The sequence below is a fragment of the Jeotgalibacillus sp. S-D1 genome, assembly GCF_004358665.1.
Taxonomy (GTDB): Bacteria; Bacillota; Bacilli; order Bacillales; family Jeotgalibacillaceae; genus Jeotgalibacillus.
This window is the reverse complement of the sequence record NZ_SMZR01000001.1, coordinates 1,279,414-1,296,778: the sequence shown is the minus strand read 5'-3', so window position 1 is coordinate 1,296,778 and position 17,365 is coordinate 1,279,414. Positions and strand designations below refer to the sequence as shown.

17 protein-coding genes are annotated in these 17,365 nt (G+C 41.2%); 10 read left to right on the top strand and 7 right to left on the bottom strand.

The window, feature by feature from the left end; translation table 11 throughout:
• Positions 1–411, bottom strand: coding sequence for a YhjD family protein (locus E2R51_RS06550; protein ID WP_133376193.1), 411 nt, complete (start codon positions 409–411; stop codon positions 1–3).
• Positions 412–588: 177 nt separating this feature from the next.
• Between E2R51_RS06550 and E2R51_RS06545 the strand changes: the two genes are divergently transcribed.
• The 7 genes from E2R51_RS06545 to E2R51_RS06515 all read left to right on the top strand — a co-directional run bounded on the left by E2R51_RS06545 (position 589) and on the right by E2R51_RS06515 (position 12,706).
• Positions 589–2,577, top strand: coding sequence for a S9 family peptidase (locus tag E2R51_RS06545; RefSeq protein WP_133376192.1), 1,989 nt, complete (start codon positions 589–591; stop codon positions 2,575–2,577).
• Positions 2,578–2,738: 161 nt separating this feature from the next.
• A complete protein-coding gene (locus E2R51_RS06540; protein ID WP_133376191.1) occupies positions 2,739–3,452 on the top strand; it encodes a TVP38/TMEM64 family protein in 714 nt (237 codons plus the stop codon).
• The gene (gene lepB, locus E2R51_RS06535) at positions 3,407–3,964 is read left to right on the top strand and encodes a signal peptidase I (RefSeq protein WP_133376190.1); all 558 of its coding nucleotides are present in this window, start codon (positions 3,407–3,409) and stop codon (positions 3,962–3,964) included. The genes E2R51_RS06540 and lepB overlap by 46 nt, the downstream gene beginning before the upstream one ends.
• A 156-nt stretch (positions 3,965–4,120) precedes the next feature.
• The gene (locus tag E2R51_RS06530) at positions 4,121–4,666 is read left to right on the top strand and encodes a GNAT family N-acetyltransferase (protein WP_133376189.1); all 546 of its coding nucleotides are present in this window, start codon (positions 4,121–4,123) and stop codon (positions 4,664–4,666) included.
• Positions 4,667–4,748: 82 nt separating this feature from the next.
• A complete protein-coding gene (gene addB, locus E2R51_RS06525; protein WP_133376188.1) occupies positions 4,749–8,219 on the top strand; it encodes a helicase-exonuclease AddAB subunit AddB in 3,471 nt (1,156 codons plus the stop codon).
• Complete coding sequence (gene addA, locus E2R51_RS06520) at positions 8,206–11,922, top strand: helicase-exonuclease AddAB subunit AddA (protein WP_133376187.1); 3,717 nt, start codon at positions 8,206–8,208, stop codon at positions 11,920–11,922. The genes addB and addA overlap by 14 nt, the downstream gene beginning before the upstream one ends.
• 49 nt (positions 11,923–11,971) lie before the next feature.
• Positions 11,972–12,706 (top strand): GNAT family N-acetyltransferase, encoded by a 735-nt coding sequence (locus tag E2R51_RS06515; protein ID WP_133376186.1) that lies wholly within the window; start codon positions 11,972–11,974, stop codon positions 12,704–12,706.
• 61 nt (positions 12,707–12,767) lie between these two features.
• Here E2R51_RS06515 and E2R51_RS06510 read toward each other — a convergent pair whose 3' ends face one another.
• Genes E2R51_RS06510 through E2R51_RS06485 form a run of 6 tightly spaced genes read right to left on the bottom strand, consistent with a single transcriptional unit; the run spans position 12,768 to position 14,522 of the window.
• A complete protein-coding gene (locus E2R51_RS06510) occupies positions 12,768–12,986 on the bottom strand; it encodes a spore germination protein (protein ID WP_133376185.1) in 219 nt (72 codons plus the stop codon).
• A gap of 5 nt (positions 12,987–12,991) precedes the next feature.
• The gene (locus E2R51_RS06505; RefSeq protein WP_133376184.1) at positions 12,992–13,357 is read right to left on the bottom strand and encodes a spore germination protein GerPE; all 366 of its coding nucleotides are present in this window, start codon (positions 13,355–13,357) and stop codon (positions 12,992–12,994) included.
• Positions 13,358–13,360: 3 nt separating this feature from the next.
• Positions 13,361–13,534 (bottom strand): spore gernimation protein GerPD, encoded by a 174-nt coding sequence (locus E2R51_RS06500; protein WP_133376183.1) that lies wholly within the window; start codon positions 13,532–13,534, stop codon positions 13,361–13,363.
• Positions 13,531–14,073, bottom strand: a complete 543-nt coding sequence (gerPC, locus tag E2R51_RS06495; protein ID WP_133376182.1) for a spore germination protein GerPC — start codon at positions 14,071–14,073, stop codon at positions 13,531–13,533. The genes E2R51_RS06500 and gerPC overlap by 4 nt, the downstream gene beginning before the upstream one ends.
• Positions 14,074–14,088: 15 nt before the next feature.
• Positions 14,089–14,301, bottom strand: coding sequence for a spore germination protein GerPB (locus tag E2R51_RS06490; protein WP_133376181.1), 213 nt, complete (start codon positions 14,299–14,301; stop codon positions 14,089–14,091).
• Positions 14,298–14,522 carry a spore germination protein gene (locus E2R51_RS06485; RefSeq protein WP_133376180.1) on the bottom strand — a complete coding sequence of 75 codons (225 nt, stop codon included), beginning with the start codon at positions 14,520–14,522 and terminating at the stop codon, positions 14,298–14,300. Before E2R51_RS06485 ends, E2R51_RS06490 begins: the two co-directional genes overlap by 4 nt.
• 92 nt (positions 14,523–14,614) lie before the next feature.
• Here E2R51_RS06485 and E2R51_RS06480 point away from each other — a divergent pair, with 92 nt between their 5' ends.
• From E2R51_RS06480 to E2R51_RS06470, 3 genes are all read left to right on the top strand, one after another.
• Entirely contained in the window at positions 14,615–15,784 is a 1,170-nt protein-coding gene (locus E2R51_RS06480; protein WP_133376179.1) for a DUF418 domain-containing protein, read from the top strand.
• Positions 15,785–15,851: 67 nt separating this feature from the next.
• Positions 15,852–16,760: a fumarylacetoacetate hydrolase family protein gene (locus tag E2R51_RS06475; protein WP_133376178.1), complete on the top strand. Its 909-nt coding sequence runs from the start codon at positions 15,852–15,854 to the stop codon at positions 16,758–16,760.
• A gap of 191 nt (positions 16,761–16,951) precedes the next feature.
• Positions 16,952–17,323 carry a YisL family protein gene (locus E2R51_RS06470; RefSeq protein ID WP_133376177.1) on the top strand — a complete coding sequence of 124 codons (372 nt, stop codon included), beginning with the start codon at positions 16,952–16,954 and terminating at the stop codon, positions 17,321–17,323.
• Positions 17,324–17,365: the final 42 nt, after the last annotated feature.

The following is a 17,365-nucleotide window of genomic DNA, read 5'->3' as shown; positions in this document are numbered from 1 at the left end:
TTACGAAAAAGAAATGCCTGCAGAAGGAGGATAAGCTTTTCCATGGTTCCGGGCCTTTACCCTCTCAATCAGGTAAAAACGCAGTAAATTCTCAACATGATTTCGAAGACGGGGGTTAAAATAATTATGTTTTTCTTCGTACCCTTTATAGACAAATAAATAAAGGGTGAATGCTTCATCGGACTGAAGTTTCACTACCTTCATTTCTTTCTCCCGCATATAGCTTTTAACTTTGGTGAGATCCCGCTGCACAGCTTTCATCGTGTCTTCAATCAATTCTAAATAAGGCTTATTTAACTTAAAAGGACTTTTTTCTACAATGAGGCGGTCTCTTTCCAGGACCGTTAACAGCATGGGAAGATAAAAAGCATTTTCAAACTTGTCACGATCCTCTGCTGGAATCCTCGTCATTTCAATCTCCTCCAAAAAGAACGTATGTTCTTATATAGTATTTTACAAGTTATTTTAGAACTTACAACAGGAATTATTTTCTTATTACTATTTGCATTATTCTCGAAAAAATCTGATAATATAACAACATGGTTATCTCGATAATCGAAAGAGTTTATTCCAGTTGGAGGGGTATTTGTGAAGGAGAAGCGTACTATTACGGCAGAGGATTTATATTCAATTCAGTCAGCAACCGATCCAAGATGGTCACCGGACGGACAGGAAATTATTTTTGTGAAAACACATATTGATCCTAAGAAACATTCATACATATCAAACCTGTTTCATCTGGATGCAGCGACAGAGGAAACAACGCAATGGACATTTGGAGAGAGTAAGGTATCTTCCCCAAGGTGGTCACCGGATGGTGAAAAGATACTATTTGTTTCAAATAAAAGCGGAAAAAACCAGCTTTACTTTTTATCTAAAAGAGGTGGAGAGGCAAAACAGATAACGGATGCGGAGCATGGAGCGGGTAATCCGGTTTGGGCGCCATGCAGCGAAAGAGTCGCCTTCACGACTTTGTTGAAAAAAGGGGAGTCGATTCCAAAAGATAAAACAGAAAAAGAAGATGACGAGAAGGATGAACTAAAGCCAACCGTGATCAACACGATGAAATATAAGGCAGATGGAACGGGTTTAGTAGATGAAAAAGAACAGCATATAGCTATTGTAAATATAACTACTCTGGACATAACGCAGCTGACAGAAGGTGAGTCAAGCTATACACTTTTTGACTGGTCGCCGGATGGAGAGCATATCGCTTACTCCACTGATGATCAAGAGGACAAGAAGGATTATTCATTTAACAACGACCTTTATCTTTTTAACCTGAAGAATCAAACAAGGGAAAAAATAGAGACGAAGGAAGGCTATGCTGGGGGAGCGGTATGGTCTCCCGATGGAAAAAAAGTCGCTTATACAGCAAGCGACCGCATCTATGAAAATGCCTCCCATACAAAGCTGTGGGTGTATGATGTCAATTCAAAAACGCAGCAATGCATTACGGAGGGGATTGATGCGCCGGTTGGAGATTACGTTGTGGCTGATGTTCATCAGGGGGCATCGTTGCAGAATGTGATCTGGTCAAGCAATGAAAGCTTTTACTTTATAATCAGTGATCAGGGAAGTGTGTCGCTTTATTACGGGTCGGTAAACGGTGAGGTTTATCCTGCGTTTAGCGGTGATCATCATATGTATGATTACGATGTACATGGTGAATCCCAGCAGGTCGTTGCAGCAATAAGTACCCATACAAATCCTGGTGATCTTCATATTATTCATGTCCCTACAGGTAAAAATAAACAAGTCACACATACAAATGATAACTGGCTGCAGGAGGTTGAAGTTGTTCAGCCCGAAGCAATTTCCTATGAAAGCGCAGATAATATGAATATCCAAGGCTGGCTAATGAAGCCTCCCGGATTTACAGAGGGTGAAAAGTATCCTATGGTCCTGGAAATTCACGGTGGTCCACATGCTATGTATGCAAATACATTTTTTCATGAAATGCAGCTGCTGGCAGCGCAGGGTTACGTTGTATTATATGTAAATCCCAGGGGAAGCCATGGGTATGGTCAAACATTCGTGGACGCAGTTCGAGGCGATTACGGGGGAGGAGATTACCAGGATCTAATGGCAGCAGTCGACTATGCACTCCAGGAATATGACTTCATCGATCAGGAGCGGCTGGGTGTGACTGGCGGAAGTTATGGCGGTTTTATGACCAATTGGATTGTAGGGCATACTGATCGGTTTAAAGCAGCGGTAACACAGCGGTGTATCAGCAACTGGATCAGCTTTTACGGTGTAAGTGATATCGGCTACTACTTTAGTGAATGGCAGATACAAGCTGACTTAAACGACATTGATACATTATGGAAGCATTCTCCTTTAGCTTATGTTAATACAATAAACACTCCGCTGCTGATTATGCATAGCGAAAAGGATTATCGTTGTCCAATTGAACAGGCTGAGCAATTATACATTGCATTAAAAAGGCAGGAGAAGACCACCGTGTTTGTGCGTTTTCCTGAATCAGATCATAATCTTTCAAGAACAGGCAAGCCTGCATTACGAATTGAACGGCTGCAGCACATCACAAAATGGCTGGCTCAATATCTATAATGGTAAAATAAACAGCGGACTGCTCCCATTAGGCGCAGTCCGCTGTTTATTTGGAGATAAAAAGGGGAAAAATGAAGGCACACCAATCGTAGACACTAAAGAAATTATGCTATACTAAAAGCAGTATGGCAGCTGGTGATTTTAATTTGAGGAGCATATACATGGCGCTTGAAACTCTTTTAGCATGGTTTACGGTAGAAAATCTTCGTGATGTGATCGGTGAATATCGGTCATTTGGTCCGCTGTTAGGCATATTACTACCTATTATAGAAGCGTTTTTACCGTTTTTGCCGCTTGTTGTATTTGTAGTGGCGAATGCCAACGCTTATGGATTACTCATTGGTATCCTTCTATCATGGGCGGGAGCTTCGATAGGTGCATTAATGGTATTTCTATTAATTAGAAAGTATGGAGACAAACGCTTTTTAGCTTTTTTGCGAAATCAAAAGCAAATTAGTAAATTAACAAAGTGGGTGGAGAGACACGGATTCGGTCCGCTCTTTCTGTTATTATGCTTTCCATTTACCCCTTCTGCTATAGTCAATGTAGTAGCAGGATTATCAAGAATCAGTATTTTTCAATATATGCTTGCAGTCGTTACAGGGAAATTAGTCATGATATCAACCATTTCATTTATTGGCGCTGATCTGGTCTCTTTAATCAGAGAACCAGTGAAAACTGCTATTGTGTTAGCTTCAATTGTTATATTATGGCTTATAGGCAAGAGAGTTGAGGCAAGAATAAACAAAAAAGCGGAACATGATACAATTGTTACCGAAAAAAAGATCGATGATGATACATCCGTGAAAATTGAAAGGTTGGAGAATGAATGGAATCGTGGAAAAAAGAAGGCTTCGAATGGATCAAAGCACTAGCGGTCGGAGTAGCGATTGTATTGGTTGTAAGGATTTTCTTGTTTTCAAATTATGTAGTTGAAGGAGTCTCCATGCAGCCGACACTTCAGGACGGCAATAAGCTGGTTATTAATAAGATCGGATACCAGGTGGGGGATTTAGAGAGATTTGATGTAATTGTCTTTCATGCTAATGAATCAGAAGACTATGTAAAACGCATAATTGGTCTCCCAGGCGATGAAGTAACTTATGTAGATGATCAATTATATATAAATGGTGAAGCTTATGATGAGCCATATTTAAATGAATTTCGGGAAAGCAATACAGATGAAAGACTGACTGGTGATTTTACGCTTGAAGAGTTAACCGGCGAAACGGTCGTGCCCGAAGGAGAAATATTTGTAATGGGAGATAATCGAAAAGAAAGCCTCGATAGCCGGATATTTGGATTCGTGGACCAGGATTCTATAGTAGGGAAAGTAAATCTCCGCTACTGGCCATTAGATAAAATGGAAGTAAAATTTTATGAATAAGCATGGAGACTGGTCTGCAGAGACTGGTCTTTTTTTATGGTTGAAGTCTCTCCAGTGCTCTTTTTTCGCGGAGAAGCCTTTCAAAAATTTCAGCCTCCTGTAAATAAAGGATTGTCACTTTTTGTCTAGAATAGTATTAAGAGAGGTGATGAAGAGATGTTATTAGTAAATGAAAATATTCAGCTGGGGCCTGTCTATGACAATGAATTTGAAAAAATAGAAAAGTGGTATTTACACGAATCGCTCGTAAGACGCTTGGATGCCATGCCATATGATTTCCGGACACCGGAGGAGTTGAAAAAATGGTGGAGGGAAAAAGATGGCCGTTCACACCGGTTTGGGATTCGCTTGAAACAAAGCGATGAGTTAATTGGATTTGTGGAGTTGGACGGTATTCTTTGGAATCATCGTAATGCATGGGTTTCAATCGCGATTGGAGAATCAGTTGAATGGGGCAAGGGATACGGAAAAGAAGCGATGGAGTGCTGCATTCGATATGCTTTTTTAGAATTGAATCTACACAGGCTGCAGCTCACTGTTTTTTCCTACAATGAATCCGCCATGCGACTATATGCAGCGCTGGGGTTCACCAAAGAAGGTGTACACCGGGAATTTATTGAACGAAATGGAAAAAAACACGATATGATTCTTTATGGTCTCCTTCGATCTGAATGGGATGAAACCATTCCGCCTCCCCTATAGCCCGTGAGTCTCATAGTAGAACATACGTTTTCTCTTATGCTATGATAGATTAAGAGAGTTTGCAAAAAAGGAGGGACAACAGGTGAGCTTAACCATTAAAGCAGGCAGGTCAGGCTCAGGTAAAACATCCGCCATAATGGAAGAAATTCAACAGCAGTTGACTACTGATCCAAGCGGCAGTCCGATCGTTTTACTTGTTCCGGAACAAATGACTTTTCAAACTGAATATCGTATGGCATCTGGTGCAGGAGGGATGATACGTGCTCAGGTATACAGCTTTACCCGGCTGGCCTGGAGAGTGCTTCAGGATACTGGAGGAGCTGCCAGGCAGCATGTAAATTCAACGGGTGTTAATATGTTAATCCGTAAAATTATTAATGATCAAAAGGATCGGTTGAATCTTTTTTCACGGGCAGCTGGAAAGCATGGCTTTATTCAGCATGTGGAATCGATGATTACTGAATTTAGAAGATATTGCATTCAGCCTGAGGACCTGCTTTTGCAGGCTTCGGATTTAAGCTCTATGAATGCACCTAAATCACTTGTTGACAAACTGAGAGACCTGGAGAATATATACCGTGATTTCGATGAGTTAGTAACGGGAAAATACATTGATTCTGAGGATTATTTTAGATTGCTCGCAGAGAATATAGTAAATTCGGATTGGTTAAAGGAAGCAGAAATCTACATAGATGGTTTTCATAGCTTCACCCCACAGGAATATCTTGTTCTCGGGCAGATTATGGCCAATGCAAAAAAAACAACAATTGCCTTAACAGTTGATGAAAAGCAATCTGCCCCTGAACTTTTTCGACAAACCCATGAAACCTTAACGCGAATAAAAGAACTGGCTCAGGAGAAAAAGGTGTCGGTTAATGTAGATAATGAGCAGGGGAACTCCAGATTTAATAACGAAAGTCTTGCGTTTTTAGAAAAGAATTTTGAAGATCGTACAGCTTCTTTTGAATTGAAATCCAATTTCGTTTTGCTTGAAGCAGCTAATAGGCGTTCAGAAGTGGAAGGAATTGCCCGGGAAATAAGGCATTTATGCAGAGAAAAAGGCTTTCGTTACAAGGATATAGCCCTACTCATTCGAAATGGATCCGCTTATCATGATGTAATTGAACCTGTCTTTCAGGATTACGATATTCCTCACTTTATTGATAAAAAGAGGACAATGTTAAATCATCCTTTAGTGGAATTTATTCGTTCCACCCTCGAAATGATCGTCAAAAATTGGCGATATGAGTCCGTCTTCAGAGCGGTAAAAACCGAACTTTTTTATCCTGATATGACAAGAGTAATGAAAGTCCGACAACAAATGGACCGCTTGGAGAATTACGTGCTCGCCTATGGAATACATGGTGACCGATGGATCAGGCAGGACCGTTTTCGATATCGTCGTTTCAGGGGTCTGGACTTTGCTGATTTGCCCCAGACAGATGAAGAACAGATGATTGAAAATGAACTAAATGACGCCAGAAGTCTTATCACAGAGCCAATGTCCCGTTTTCAAAGAAGACTCACAAAAAATAAAACGGCAAAAGGAAAAAGTCAGGCCCTGTATCAATTTTTAGAGGAATTGGCCGTGCCGGAAAAGCTTGAACAGTTTGCTGAAATGGCAGAAGAAGAAGGAAACCTTGTTCAGGCAAGAGAACATGACCAGGCATGGAATGCCATTATGGATCTGCTGGATCAAATGGTTGAAATGCTGGGAGAAAATCAAATGGATAATGCTGAATTTGCTGATTTGCTGGAAGCGGGGCTGGAATCATTGGAATTTTCTCTTGTCCCGCCTTCTATTGATCAGGTGATTGTAGCTGATTTGGAAATGTCCAGACTTCCTGATATTAAAGTTGCCATTGTAATGGGGGTAAATGACGGCGTAATGCCTTCGAGAGGACAGGACGATGGAGTGCTGGCAGAAGATGACCGTGAGTGGCTTGAACGTACAGGGATGAACCTTGCGCCAAATGCCAGAATGAAATTATTAGATGAAGATTTTATTGCTTACCGGGCATTTACAACACCTGCAGAATGGCTTTATGTATCTTATCCGATAGCAGATGAGGAAGGGAAATCACTCCTGGCCTCTCCATACATCAAACGATTGGAAGGCATCCTTCCCAAACACCGCAAAGCCCTGCTCGTAAATGATGCAGTGGAGCTTTCAAGTGAAAAGCAGCTTGAATATATCAGCCATCCAACGCCTGCTGCTTCATTTTTAACCACTCAGCTGCAGCAGCTAAAGCGGAATTATCCAATGGCTGATTATTGGTGGGATGTATATAATTTTTATGTGCAGCATGATGTTTGGAAAGAATCAAGCAGAAGAATTTTATCAAGTCTATATTATCAAAATCACACCAGCCCCTTGTCAGAAGCGACTACAAAAGAACTATATGGCTCATCCATCCTGGCCAGCGTGTCAAGGATGGAGAAATTAAACAGCTGTGCTTTTTCTCATTTTGCAAGCCATGGATTAAAGCTTAAAGAACGCAGCGTATACAGACTGGAATCACCGAATATTGGGGAGCTTTTTCATGCTGCCTTAAAGTGGATATCCGAACAGCTGATCATCCGGAAGATTGATTGGAAAAAAGTCACGAGAGAGCTTTGCAATCAGCTGGCGCGCGAAGCTGTGGCGCATTTGGCACCAAAGCTACAGCATGAAATCCTGCTAAGCTCTAACCGGTATCATTACATTGCTAAAAAACTGGAAGCGGTGATTGGGCAAGCATCCTATATTATTAGCGAGCACGCCCGTTCAAGCGGATTTGTTCCAATCGGTGTAGAAGTTGGATTTGGTCCCAGACAAGAATTGCCGCCGCTTGAATTTAAATTATCAAACGGCACAACCATGCAATTGCAGGGCAGAATTGACCGTGTAGATACTGCAAGTATTGATGAAAGGGTTTATCTCCGGGTAATCGATTATAAATCAAGTGCACGCGATTTGGACTTTACGGAAATTTATTACGGACTTTCCCTGCAGATGCTGACTTATTTAGATATTGCCTTGTCTAATTCCAAACAGCTCGTCAAAGCGGAAGCTGATCCGGCTGGCATATTGTATTTTCATCTCCATAATCCCATGATAAAGAGCAAAAAGCGTTTGTCTTTAGATGAGATCGAAGAAGAAATGCTGAAGCAATATAAAATGAAGGGGTTAGTACTTGGGGATGAAGAAGCAGTAAGGCTTATGGACCAGACGCTTGAACAGGGACAGTCCTCAATTATTTCAGCCGGGCTAAAGAAAGATGGTTCATTGAGGTCGGATTCAAAAACAGCCAGCAGGGGACAGTTCCAGGCGATGAGAAACCATACCAGGGAATTGTTCCAATCGTCAGGTGATCGAATTATGACTGGCGATGTAAAAATTGATCCGTATGAATTCAAAAAAAGAACCCCCTGTCAATTTTGTTCTTATCGTCCGGTATGCCAGTTTGATCCGGCGCTTGAAGATAATCAGTACAGGCAGCTTCAAACTAAAAATCCAGAAGATTTATTAATGTCACTAAGAGAGGAGGAATGGCGTCTTGATACCGATTAAACCAGAAAATGCAAAATGGACAGATGACCAGTGGCAGGCCATATGGGCAAAAGATCAGGATATCTTAGTTGCCGCGGCTGCAGGTTCAGGTAAAACGGCTGTTTTAGTTGAGCGGATGATTCAAAAGGTATTAACAGACAACAATCCCATCAATATAGATGAATTGCTTGTTGTTACTTTCACCAATGCCTCCGCAGCTGAAATGAGGAGCCGGGTGGCCGAGGCGCTGGAGCGATCGCTTATGGAATATCCTGATTCAACTCATCTTAAAAGGCAAATGAGTTTAATTAATAAAGCATCTATCTCCACCCTCCATTCTTTTTGTTTAGAGGTCATTCGAACCTATTATTATTTAATCGATATCGATCCAGGCTTTCGCATTGCGGATGATACAGAAGCTGAATTATTAAAAGACGAAGTGCTGGAAGAATTACTTGAGCAAAAGTACGGTGAGAACGACCATGAATTTGTTCAACTTGTGGAAGCTGTGACAAATGATCGCAGTGATGATGCGCTAAATCAATTAATCCGCAAGCTGTATACTTTTTCCCGTTCACATGCGGATCCTGAAAAATGGTTAAAAAAAATAGTTGAACTTCATAATGTTGAGAAGGATTATGATATAAATGATCATCCGTTAGTGGATTATTTGCTCTTCCATATTCAATTGGAAATACAGGGAGCCATCCAGCTGAGCAAGCTTTCACTTGAAGCAGCTAACCAGCCGGGCGGACCTTATCCAAGAGCAGAAAATTTCCAGCATGATTTACTGCAGTTGAATGAATTGGCCAATGCTGCTACCTGGACAGAGCTGGACGAACAGCTTAAGACCATCTCCTTTACAAGGCTGAAAACCTGTAAGGGAGATGAATTTGATGAGAGCCTTCTGGAGCAGACAAAAAAATGGCGGGACCAGGCAAAAAAAATGATTGATGCGGTAAGGGAGAATTTCTTCGTTCGCAGTCCTGACAGGTACCTGGAGGACATGAGGAGTATGACCGGTCAGCTAAGAGTGTTAATCGGGCTGGTTCAGGAATTCAAACTACATTTTTCAAAAGAAAAAGAAGAGCGGGGACTCGTTGATTTTGCAGATTTAGAGCATTATTGTCTCGACATCTTATCAGTCAAAAGTGAACATGGAAGCGATGAATTAATGCCTTCGGAAGCAGCACAGCACTATCAAAGGAAGTTTAAAGAAGTGCTGGTGGATGAGTATCAGGATACAAATATGGTCCAGGAGACCATCCTTCAGCTGGTGAAAAGCGGAAGCGAGAAGGATGGCAACTTATTTATGGTGGGAGATGTTAAACAATCGATCTATCGTTTCAGACTGGCAGAACCAAATTTATTCTTAAGAAAATATCGGACTTTTTCCGGTCAAAACTCCGGGTTTAAAATAGATTTATCTCAAAATTTCAGAAGCCGCCCGCAAATACTGGATGCTACAAATTTTGTATTTCGTCAGATTATGGGAGAGCAGGTTGGTGAAATAGCCTATAATCAGGAAGCGGAACTGGTAAAAGGGGCACCTTATCCGGAAATGGATGTACCGGTCAGGCTGACTATAATTGATCAGGCAAATCCAGCAGCTGAAAATGAATTTGCAGTGGAAGCCATGGATGAAAGAGAGCTTGATAAATCAAGACTTGAAGCGCGGTATATGATTAAGAAAATCCGCCAAATGGTCGATGAAGAAATGCAAATTTATGATACTAAAAAAAATGGGTACAGAACGATTGAGTATCGCGATATCGTGATTTTAACACGGTCGATGACGTGGACTCCCGATATTATGGAAGAATTCCGTTTTGCAGGTATTCCCCTTTACGCGAATATATCTTCAGGATATTTTGAAGCGACTGAGGTAGCGATCATGATCTCCCTGCTAAAGATTATCGATAATCCACACCAGGATATCCCTCTTGCTTCTGTTTTGCGCTCGCCAATCGTAAAATGCACAGAAGAGCAGCTGGGAAACATCAGGACCGCTGCTTCCTCCGGCTCTTATTGGGATGCTGTTCAGGCATTTACAACAGCTGGAGGCAAACTGGAGGATGAAGAACTGCGCTCAAAATTAGAGTGGTTTATTCATTCATTGTCTAAATGGAGAACCCTGGCAAGAAGAGGGGCAATGTCCGATCTTGTCTGGCAGCTCTACCGTGATACTCAGTTTTACGATTTTGTAGGCGGAACCCCCGGCGGCAAGCAGAGACAGGCAAATCTCCGCGCACTTTATGACCGTGCAAGACAATATGAATCTACTTCTTTCCGTGGATTATTCAGGTTTTTGCGTTTTGTTGAAAGAATGAGAGAACGGGGGGACGATCTGGGTGCTGCAAGAGCCCTGAGTGAACAGGAAGACGTCGTTCGATTAATGACCATTCATTCCAGTAAAGGGCTCGAGTTCCCCGTGGTGTTTTTATCAGGAGCAGCACGCTCCTTTAATGAAATGGATCTGCGAGGCCGTTTTCATCTGGATAAGGAGTTTGGATTAGCGATGCCTTATGTTCAACCGGATAAGAGGGTTAGCTATGAAACGCTTCCTCAGCTGGCTTTCAAGGAGAAGAAGAGGCTTGAAAACCTTGCGGAGGAAATGAGGGTTCTGTATGTGGCAATGACCCGTGCTAAAGAACAGATTCATCTGATTGCCACGGTTGCGGATGCAAAAAAAACAATTGATAGATGGCAGACATCGATTAATCATTCCGATTGGCTGCTTCCTGAGTTTACTAGAAAAGCGGCAAAATCCTACCTCGACTGGATTGGCCCATCACTCGTGCGCCATCATGCGTCGACTTCGATTCAGCGGGAAGAACCGCAAAAAAAGCTGCATGACGCTTCGAAATGGGACATTCAACTTGTTGCAGCTCAGGATATTGATGTTATTGAACAGGAGGACCTTGTCCAGGATGATTATTTGTCATTTGTGAAAAAACATCAGCCTGTTCCTGTTAAAAGTGATGAATACGAAACAATTGTGAACCGGCTTACTTGGACATATCCATATGAGCAGGCGACAAAAAGACGTTCCAAGCAATCTGTATCAGATATTAAACGGATGAATGAGGTACGGGACGAAAGAAGCGCTTTTGATTTTGCAGGAAGACCATCAAAAAAAATGTTCGATCGTCCTAAATTCATGCAATCTGCCACTATCACTCCTACAGAAAAAGGAACCATTATGCATACTGTGATGCAGCATGTTCCGCTGCATGAGCCGCCTGAACTGAAATCTATTCAGCTATTGCTTGAGGAGCTAGTGCGAAAAGAGCTCTTAACAAAAGAGCAGAGCGGAGCTGTTAATCAACAGCAAATTGTTGATTTTTTTCGATCAGAAATAGGGATGAGGATGCTAAAAGCAAAAAAGGTGAAAAGGGAAATTCCTTTCACGTATGCTGCAAGTGCGTTTGATTTAGGGATTTCTGCAAACAGGCAGGATCCGTTGGACAATGTGATTGTACAAGGTGTAGTAGATTGCTTGTTTGAAGATGATAAAGGGCTTGTTTTGCTCGATTATAAAACAGACCGTATTACTGATCGTTTTGAGGGCGGTATGGATCAGGCGAGGAGTGTGATGAAAAAAAGATATTCAATTCAATTATCTTTATATAAGCTGGCACTGGAAAAAATTCTGTTGCAGCCTATCGACGAAACGGTTCTATACTTTTTTGACGGCGGGGCTGTATTGCCTATCCGTGAGTAATCAGGGATAAAAGCAACTGAGCCTGTCACATTGCAAAAGGGGATCTGATATGAATGAAATTCTGGAAAGGCTAAAGAGAATAGGCGTGCATAACTTAAGAAATAATCATGAAGTTATGCTGGAAATTCATCATGATAAAATGAGCCATACTGCCGAGATAGATACTCATTTGAATGAGCTTTTAAATGAATTGAAAAATAGTGAGCTGCAGAAGGTAAGGTTAGAATGCCCTCAAACTATGCTGGATCGTTTAAATAAAATAAAGAAAAGAATGAAAATTGTTGGAGAAAGAGTCATCTATACAAGACCTTTTCCAGAACCTATGGATATTTCAGTTTCGGATTATGAAATATGGCCAACTAGAAATCCAAAAGCGATTTCACTTTTATCTGCAGTTATGGCCAGAAGTTTCAATGATGCAGAAAAGTTTTTAATAAATATGGAAGCTGAACTGCCCTTGCAGGCAGATAAAATGTATACTGTTTATTTTGTACGTAGTGAGCCCGCTGGTTTAGTCTTTCCCCATATTGAACCGGACTCCAATAAGGAGGGGCGTATATTCTGGATAGGCATCCATCCAAAGTATCTTGGACAGGGACTGGGTAAAAACCTTCACCTAATCGGGCTAAATAGATTGCAAGAAGACTTTGGAGCAAAATCCTATCTTGGAGCCACTCAAGTAGACAATGTTCCCATGAGAAAAATAATGATATCAAATGGGTGCGTACAAAATAAACATCATGTTGTTTCTGTGGAATTTAAGGTTGCGGCAACAGGATTTTAGACATAACAAAAGAGCTTGGGAAATTACCAGGCTCTTTTGTGTATTATAAAACGGCTTCACATCAGTTATTTCCTACAATAGGCTGATCAACACCATTAGTGGAATAGGTCTGGTTTAAGCTGAACCCATTATTGTTCACATGAAATGGTCCTGTACTAAATGAACCTGATCCGGCAGTGTTTTTGGATGCGCTTTTAGGAGAGATAACAGCTGTATCACCAAATTGTACGGTGCCGCCGCCAATATTGAGTATTTGGATAGGTCCTGTTAAACAAGGCAATGTTGTCACTCCTTTGCATTGGCATTATCTTCTATTTGTCTAATATGCTTTACACGCGATACCATTCGTATATGTTTTGAATCTCCCACATGCAACATGGATGAATTGGCAATACCTTTCAGGTCAAAGGATTCAATCAAATTTATGCTTGGCTGAACTAAACAGTGAAACGGCAGTTCAACAGGCTGTGCAGGCAGCCTATGAAAAATATTAAACATGGAAAACGGCGCTTCATTTCCAAAAAACTGTTCTTCTTGTCTTTGTACGGCGATAACTTTTGCACTACTGTCAATCATGCAGGTGTCCCCAAATTGAAGGACAGCATTTGAAGATACGGTCGTAATGGATAAATTGCCGATTTGGGAAGACATGGTTTAACCCTCCGGCTGCAACGGAACAAATGGACCAATGATGAGTGATTCAGGTGGTGTATCAAAAGCAGAATCAAGCTGAATTGAACAGACATCTCCCATATGAAGCAAAGATGATGAGGAGATGCTTAAAATCTGCAGGTAAGCTATATTATTTTCCTGTTCGTAAACAATCATGGTTGACCTTCCTCTCCGTTGGGGGATGGCTGCTGAGCCCGCAAAGCATGCAAAGCATGAGATACATCCCGTTGGATCATTGCAGTTAACTGCTCATTGGACAAAGGGGACGGTCCCCTGTGGTTCGTTTGAATATGTTCAATTCGTTGAGGGAGCTGTTGTAAAAGCTGTTCGGATATATTATCCTTCGGGATCGGATTGCCTACAGGATCGAAAATGACCTGGCAGTCCGAAAAAACCAGCGGAATCTGCTCATTAATAAATTGTTTTGTTTGATCGTGGATTGAATGATTGGGCTGAAGACCGGGAATTTCCACTTCTCCGTGCCGGGCTAATTCTGTTGGGGACAGACCGATTGATAACGTTCCCTCAAGTGTCTCCACCTTTAACTGGTCAAACTTGTATTCTATTTTTTCAATGTGCACAGTAGAGGGGACGGGAGTTCTTTCTTCGAATTTTTTCTCCATTTTTTCCAGCCGTTCCATGCACTCAGCCAGCTGCTGCTGTAGAATGGATATTTGATAATAGAGCTGCTGCATCACATCACCTCCATATTATCGAGGATTAACTAACGGAACCGTGGTTGTTTTCCCCTGGGTAATGGGTACTGGTGCGGGACCGGTGAATTTTCCTGAATTAGCAAGCTCGGCGCGGGATTGAATGGTGCCGGCTGTACCGATTTGTAAAATGGAGGAATTGGACATGCTTCCTATTTTGATCATGTTTATTGTAATTTGCTGGTGAATGGTCCAGTGAAGTTGTGTCATAACAAAAACCCGCTTATATTCTGGTCTGCCTGGTCGCTGTCCCAGGTGTTGGTAGCTGAATGATGATTTTCAACGAATAATCCATCTCCCGTGTTAAAAGAGCCTGCTCCGGCAAATGTTTTTGTCGTTGAAGTAGGAGTGATAGAGTAGCAATCCCCAACATGCATTACAGCACTTGATCCGATACTGACTATTTGGATTGAACCTACGATTGCTGGCATAAAGGACATCCTTTCGCGAAATAATCCAAATGATGTTACATTATATGTTGGATACATAGGAACGTGCAGGAAAAGAAAACGGAGGAATCGAAATGAAAAATATTCAACCTGTTGAATCGCCTGACAGGATCGCTTCATTGGATGTAATGAGGGGATTTTCACTATTAGGAATTTTTATCGTCAATATGATTGCGTTTCATTCACCCATGTACTATTATGACCCTTTTTCCTGGTGGGGAGATTCGTTAAATCGTCCTGCCTACTGGTGGATTGATGTGTTTGTTCAAGCTAGTTTTTATCCACTGTTTACAATTATGTTTGGGTATGGATTGGCAATGCAATATCAAAAATCAGTTGAAAAGGGAAGAAATTTTTATCCATTTGCCATTAAGCGATTAGGCGTTTTGCTGGTCATAGGAATTATACATGCATTCGTAATCTGGTCCGGTGATATTTTAATCAGCTATGCGGTAGTAGGTTTATTGTTTATTTGGTTGCTGAAGCTCAGCGGTAAGTGGCTCATTATTTTAGGAACAGTGTTATTTTTATTACCTCAATCACTGATATCTCTGGTGCTACTTGTAGCCTCAGCGGTTGACCCGACAAGTGTTACGCATTTTAATGCTGTACAGGATATCCAGTCCTCCATTGAAGCTTATGGAAATGGCACTATAAATGAAATATTCACCCAAAGATTTAGCGACTGGAAATATGCCAACAATCCATCAGCATTTATTTCTCTTATTATTGCATTGCTGCCCTTAATGATGATTGGGGGCGGAGTTTCTAAAATGAGGCTGTTAGAAAGAGCGAAGGATAAGAAGAAAACACTGACCGTCATTTTGCTGGTCAGTCTCCCTGTTGCTCTTGTTTTAAAAACATCCCCTTATTGGGGCGAAAAAAATCTGGCTTATTCCTTTTTGCAGGATTTTGTAGGCGGTCCACTTTTGTCGATTGCTTATATGGCGCTAATTGCTCTCCTTATGACGTTTACATCCAGTGAAAAGTGGCTTCGTCCCTTTGCACAAACTGGTAAAATGTCTTTAACCAATTACTTGATGCAATCCGTCATTGGCACCCTGATCTTCTATAATTACGGGTTAGGTTTATATGGGCAGGTGTCACTGTTGACAGGAACGCTTCTGGCAGCAGGGATTTTTATTCTTCAGGTTATCATCTCGGAAATCTGGCTCTCAAAATTTCGACGTGGTCCGATCGAATTCGTGTGGAGACGACTTTCATATGGGAAAATTGTAAAATAACCATATACGTTTCGCTGAAAAAATGTATAATAGAAGAATAATTCAGACTTTAAGGAGTGTTCCCCTAATGAAATTTCTATCTTTTCGTTTTGAAGACAAACTACTTTATGGAGTGAAGGTTAAAAGAGAAGAAGCAGCATGGAATATCGTGAGAATTCACAAGGAATTAATTCCTAATGAACAAGTGCCTGCTACTCTTTTAGAAGGTATTCAAAACGGAATGGAGCTGCAGGAAACAGTAAGAAAATGCATTCGTGCAGCTGAAGAAAGTGATCATGCGGCGAGATATAAAGTCAAATTCAGCGATTTGGTATGGGAAGCGCCTGTTCCAAGAACACCGAAAAATGTCATTTGCATCGGGAAAAATTATCGCGATCATGTTATTGAAGTGGGGTCTGAGGAGGATTTACCATCAGATGTGGTTGTCTTTACAAAGTCCGCTACTTCCATCATGGGCGATAATTCATTAATCCCATCTTATGAAGAGTTAACAAGTGAGCTAGATTACGAGGGGGAACTGGCTGTTGTAATCGGTAAAAAAGGAAAAAACATTCCTAAACAGCAGGCTTACGACTATATATTTGGTTATACAATTCTAAATGATGTCACTGCAAGAGACATGCAATCCAGGCACAAGCAGTTCTTTTTGGGAAAAAGTCTGGACAATACATGCCCTATGGGACCGTACCTTGTCTCAAAGGATGAAATCCCTTATCCGGGACAACTTAGTATCGTAACGAAAGTAAATGATGAAATTCGCCAGGATGGCAATACGAAAGATATGATTTTCCCTATAGAGGAGATTATCGCGACCCTGTCAAAAGGAATGACGCTGGAACCAGGTGACGTTATTGCAACTGGAACTCCTGCTGGTGTGGGAAAAGGATTTAATCCTCCAAAATACTTGAAAAAGGGAGATCAAGTTAAAATCTCTATTCAGGGTATCGGCACACTGACGAATGAAATAGGTGAATAAAAGAAAGCGGCTGCCTCTGCAGCCGTTTTCTTTTTATTGCTAAAGCGATAATCAACAGTCATGTTTAAAAAAGTCTAGTAATTAAAATGCCGATGGAATGTCAATAAGATGACAAGGTTTATACAATATTAAATGGGGGGATATGGTACGATAGACTAGTAATGCATTTATTTAATAGTGGGAGGTATATTATGTTTGAAACAACGCATCTTCATATTACTACGTGGGTAATAGGATTAATTCTTTTCTTTGTGGCTTATGGATTACATAAAAGCGGGAAAGCACAAGGGAGCAAGATTTCACACATGGCATTGCGTTTATTCTATGTGTTAATTATTGTTACTGGTGCTGCTTTATTTTTCATTCATTCCTCAATTGATGCAGCTCTGTATGGCGTGAAGTTTATACTTGGTGTGCTGGTCATTGGGTTTATGGAAATGGTTTTGGTACGTACAAAAAAAGGGAAGAAAACTCAGGTCATGTGGATTCTGCTCCTGCTGGCATTAGCTGGAACACTTTATCTTGGTTTCAGTCTCCCTGTTGGATTCAATTTCTTAGGTTAAGGAAAGCCGCTTTTTAGCGGCTTTTTTTATATTTATTTAAAA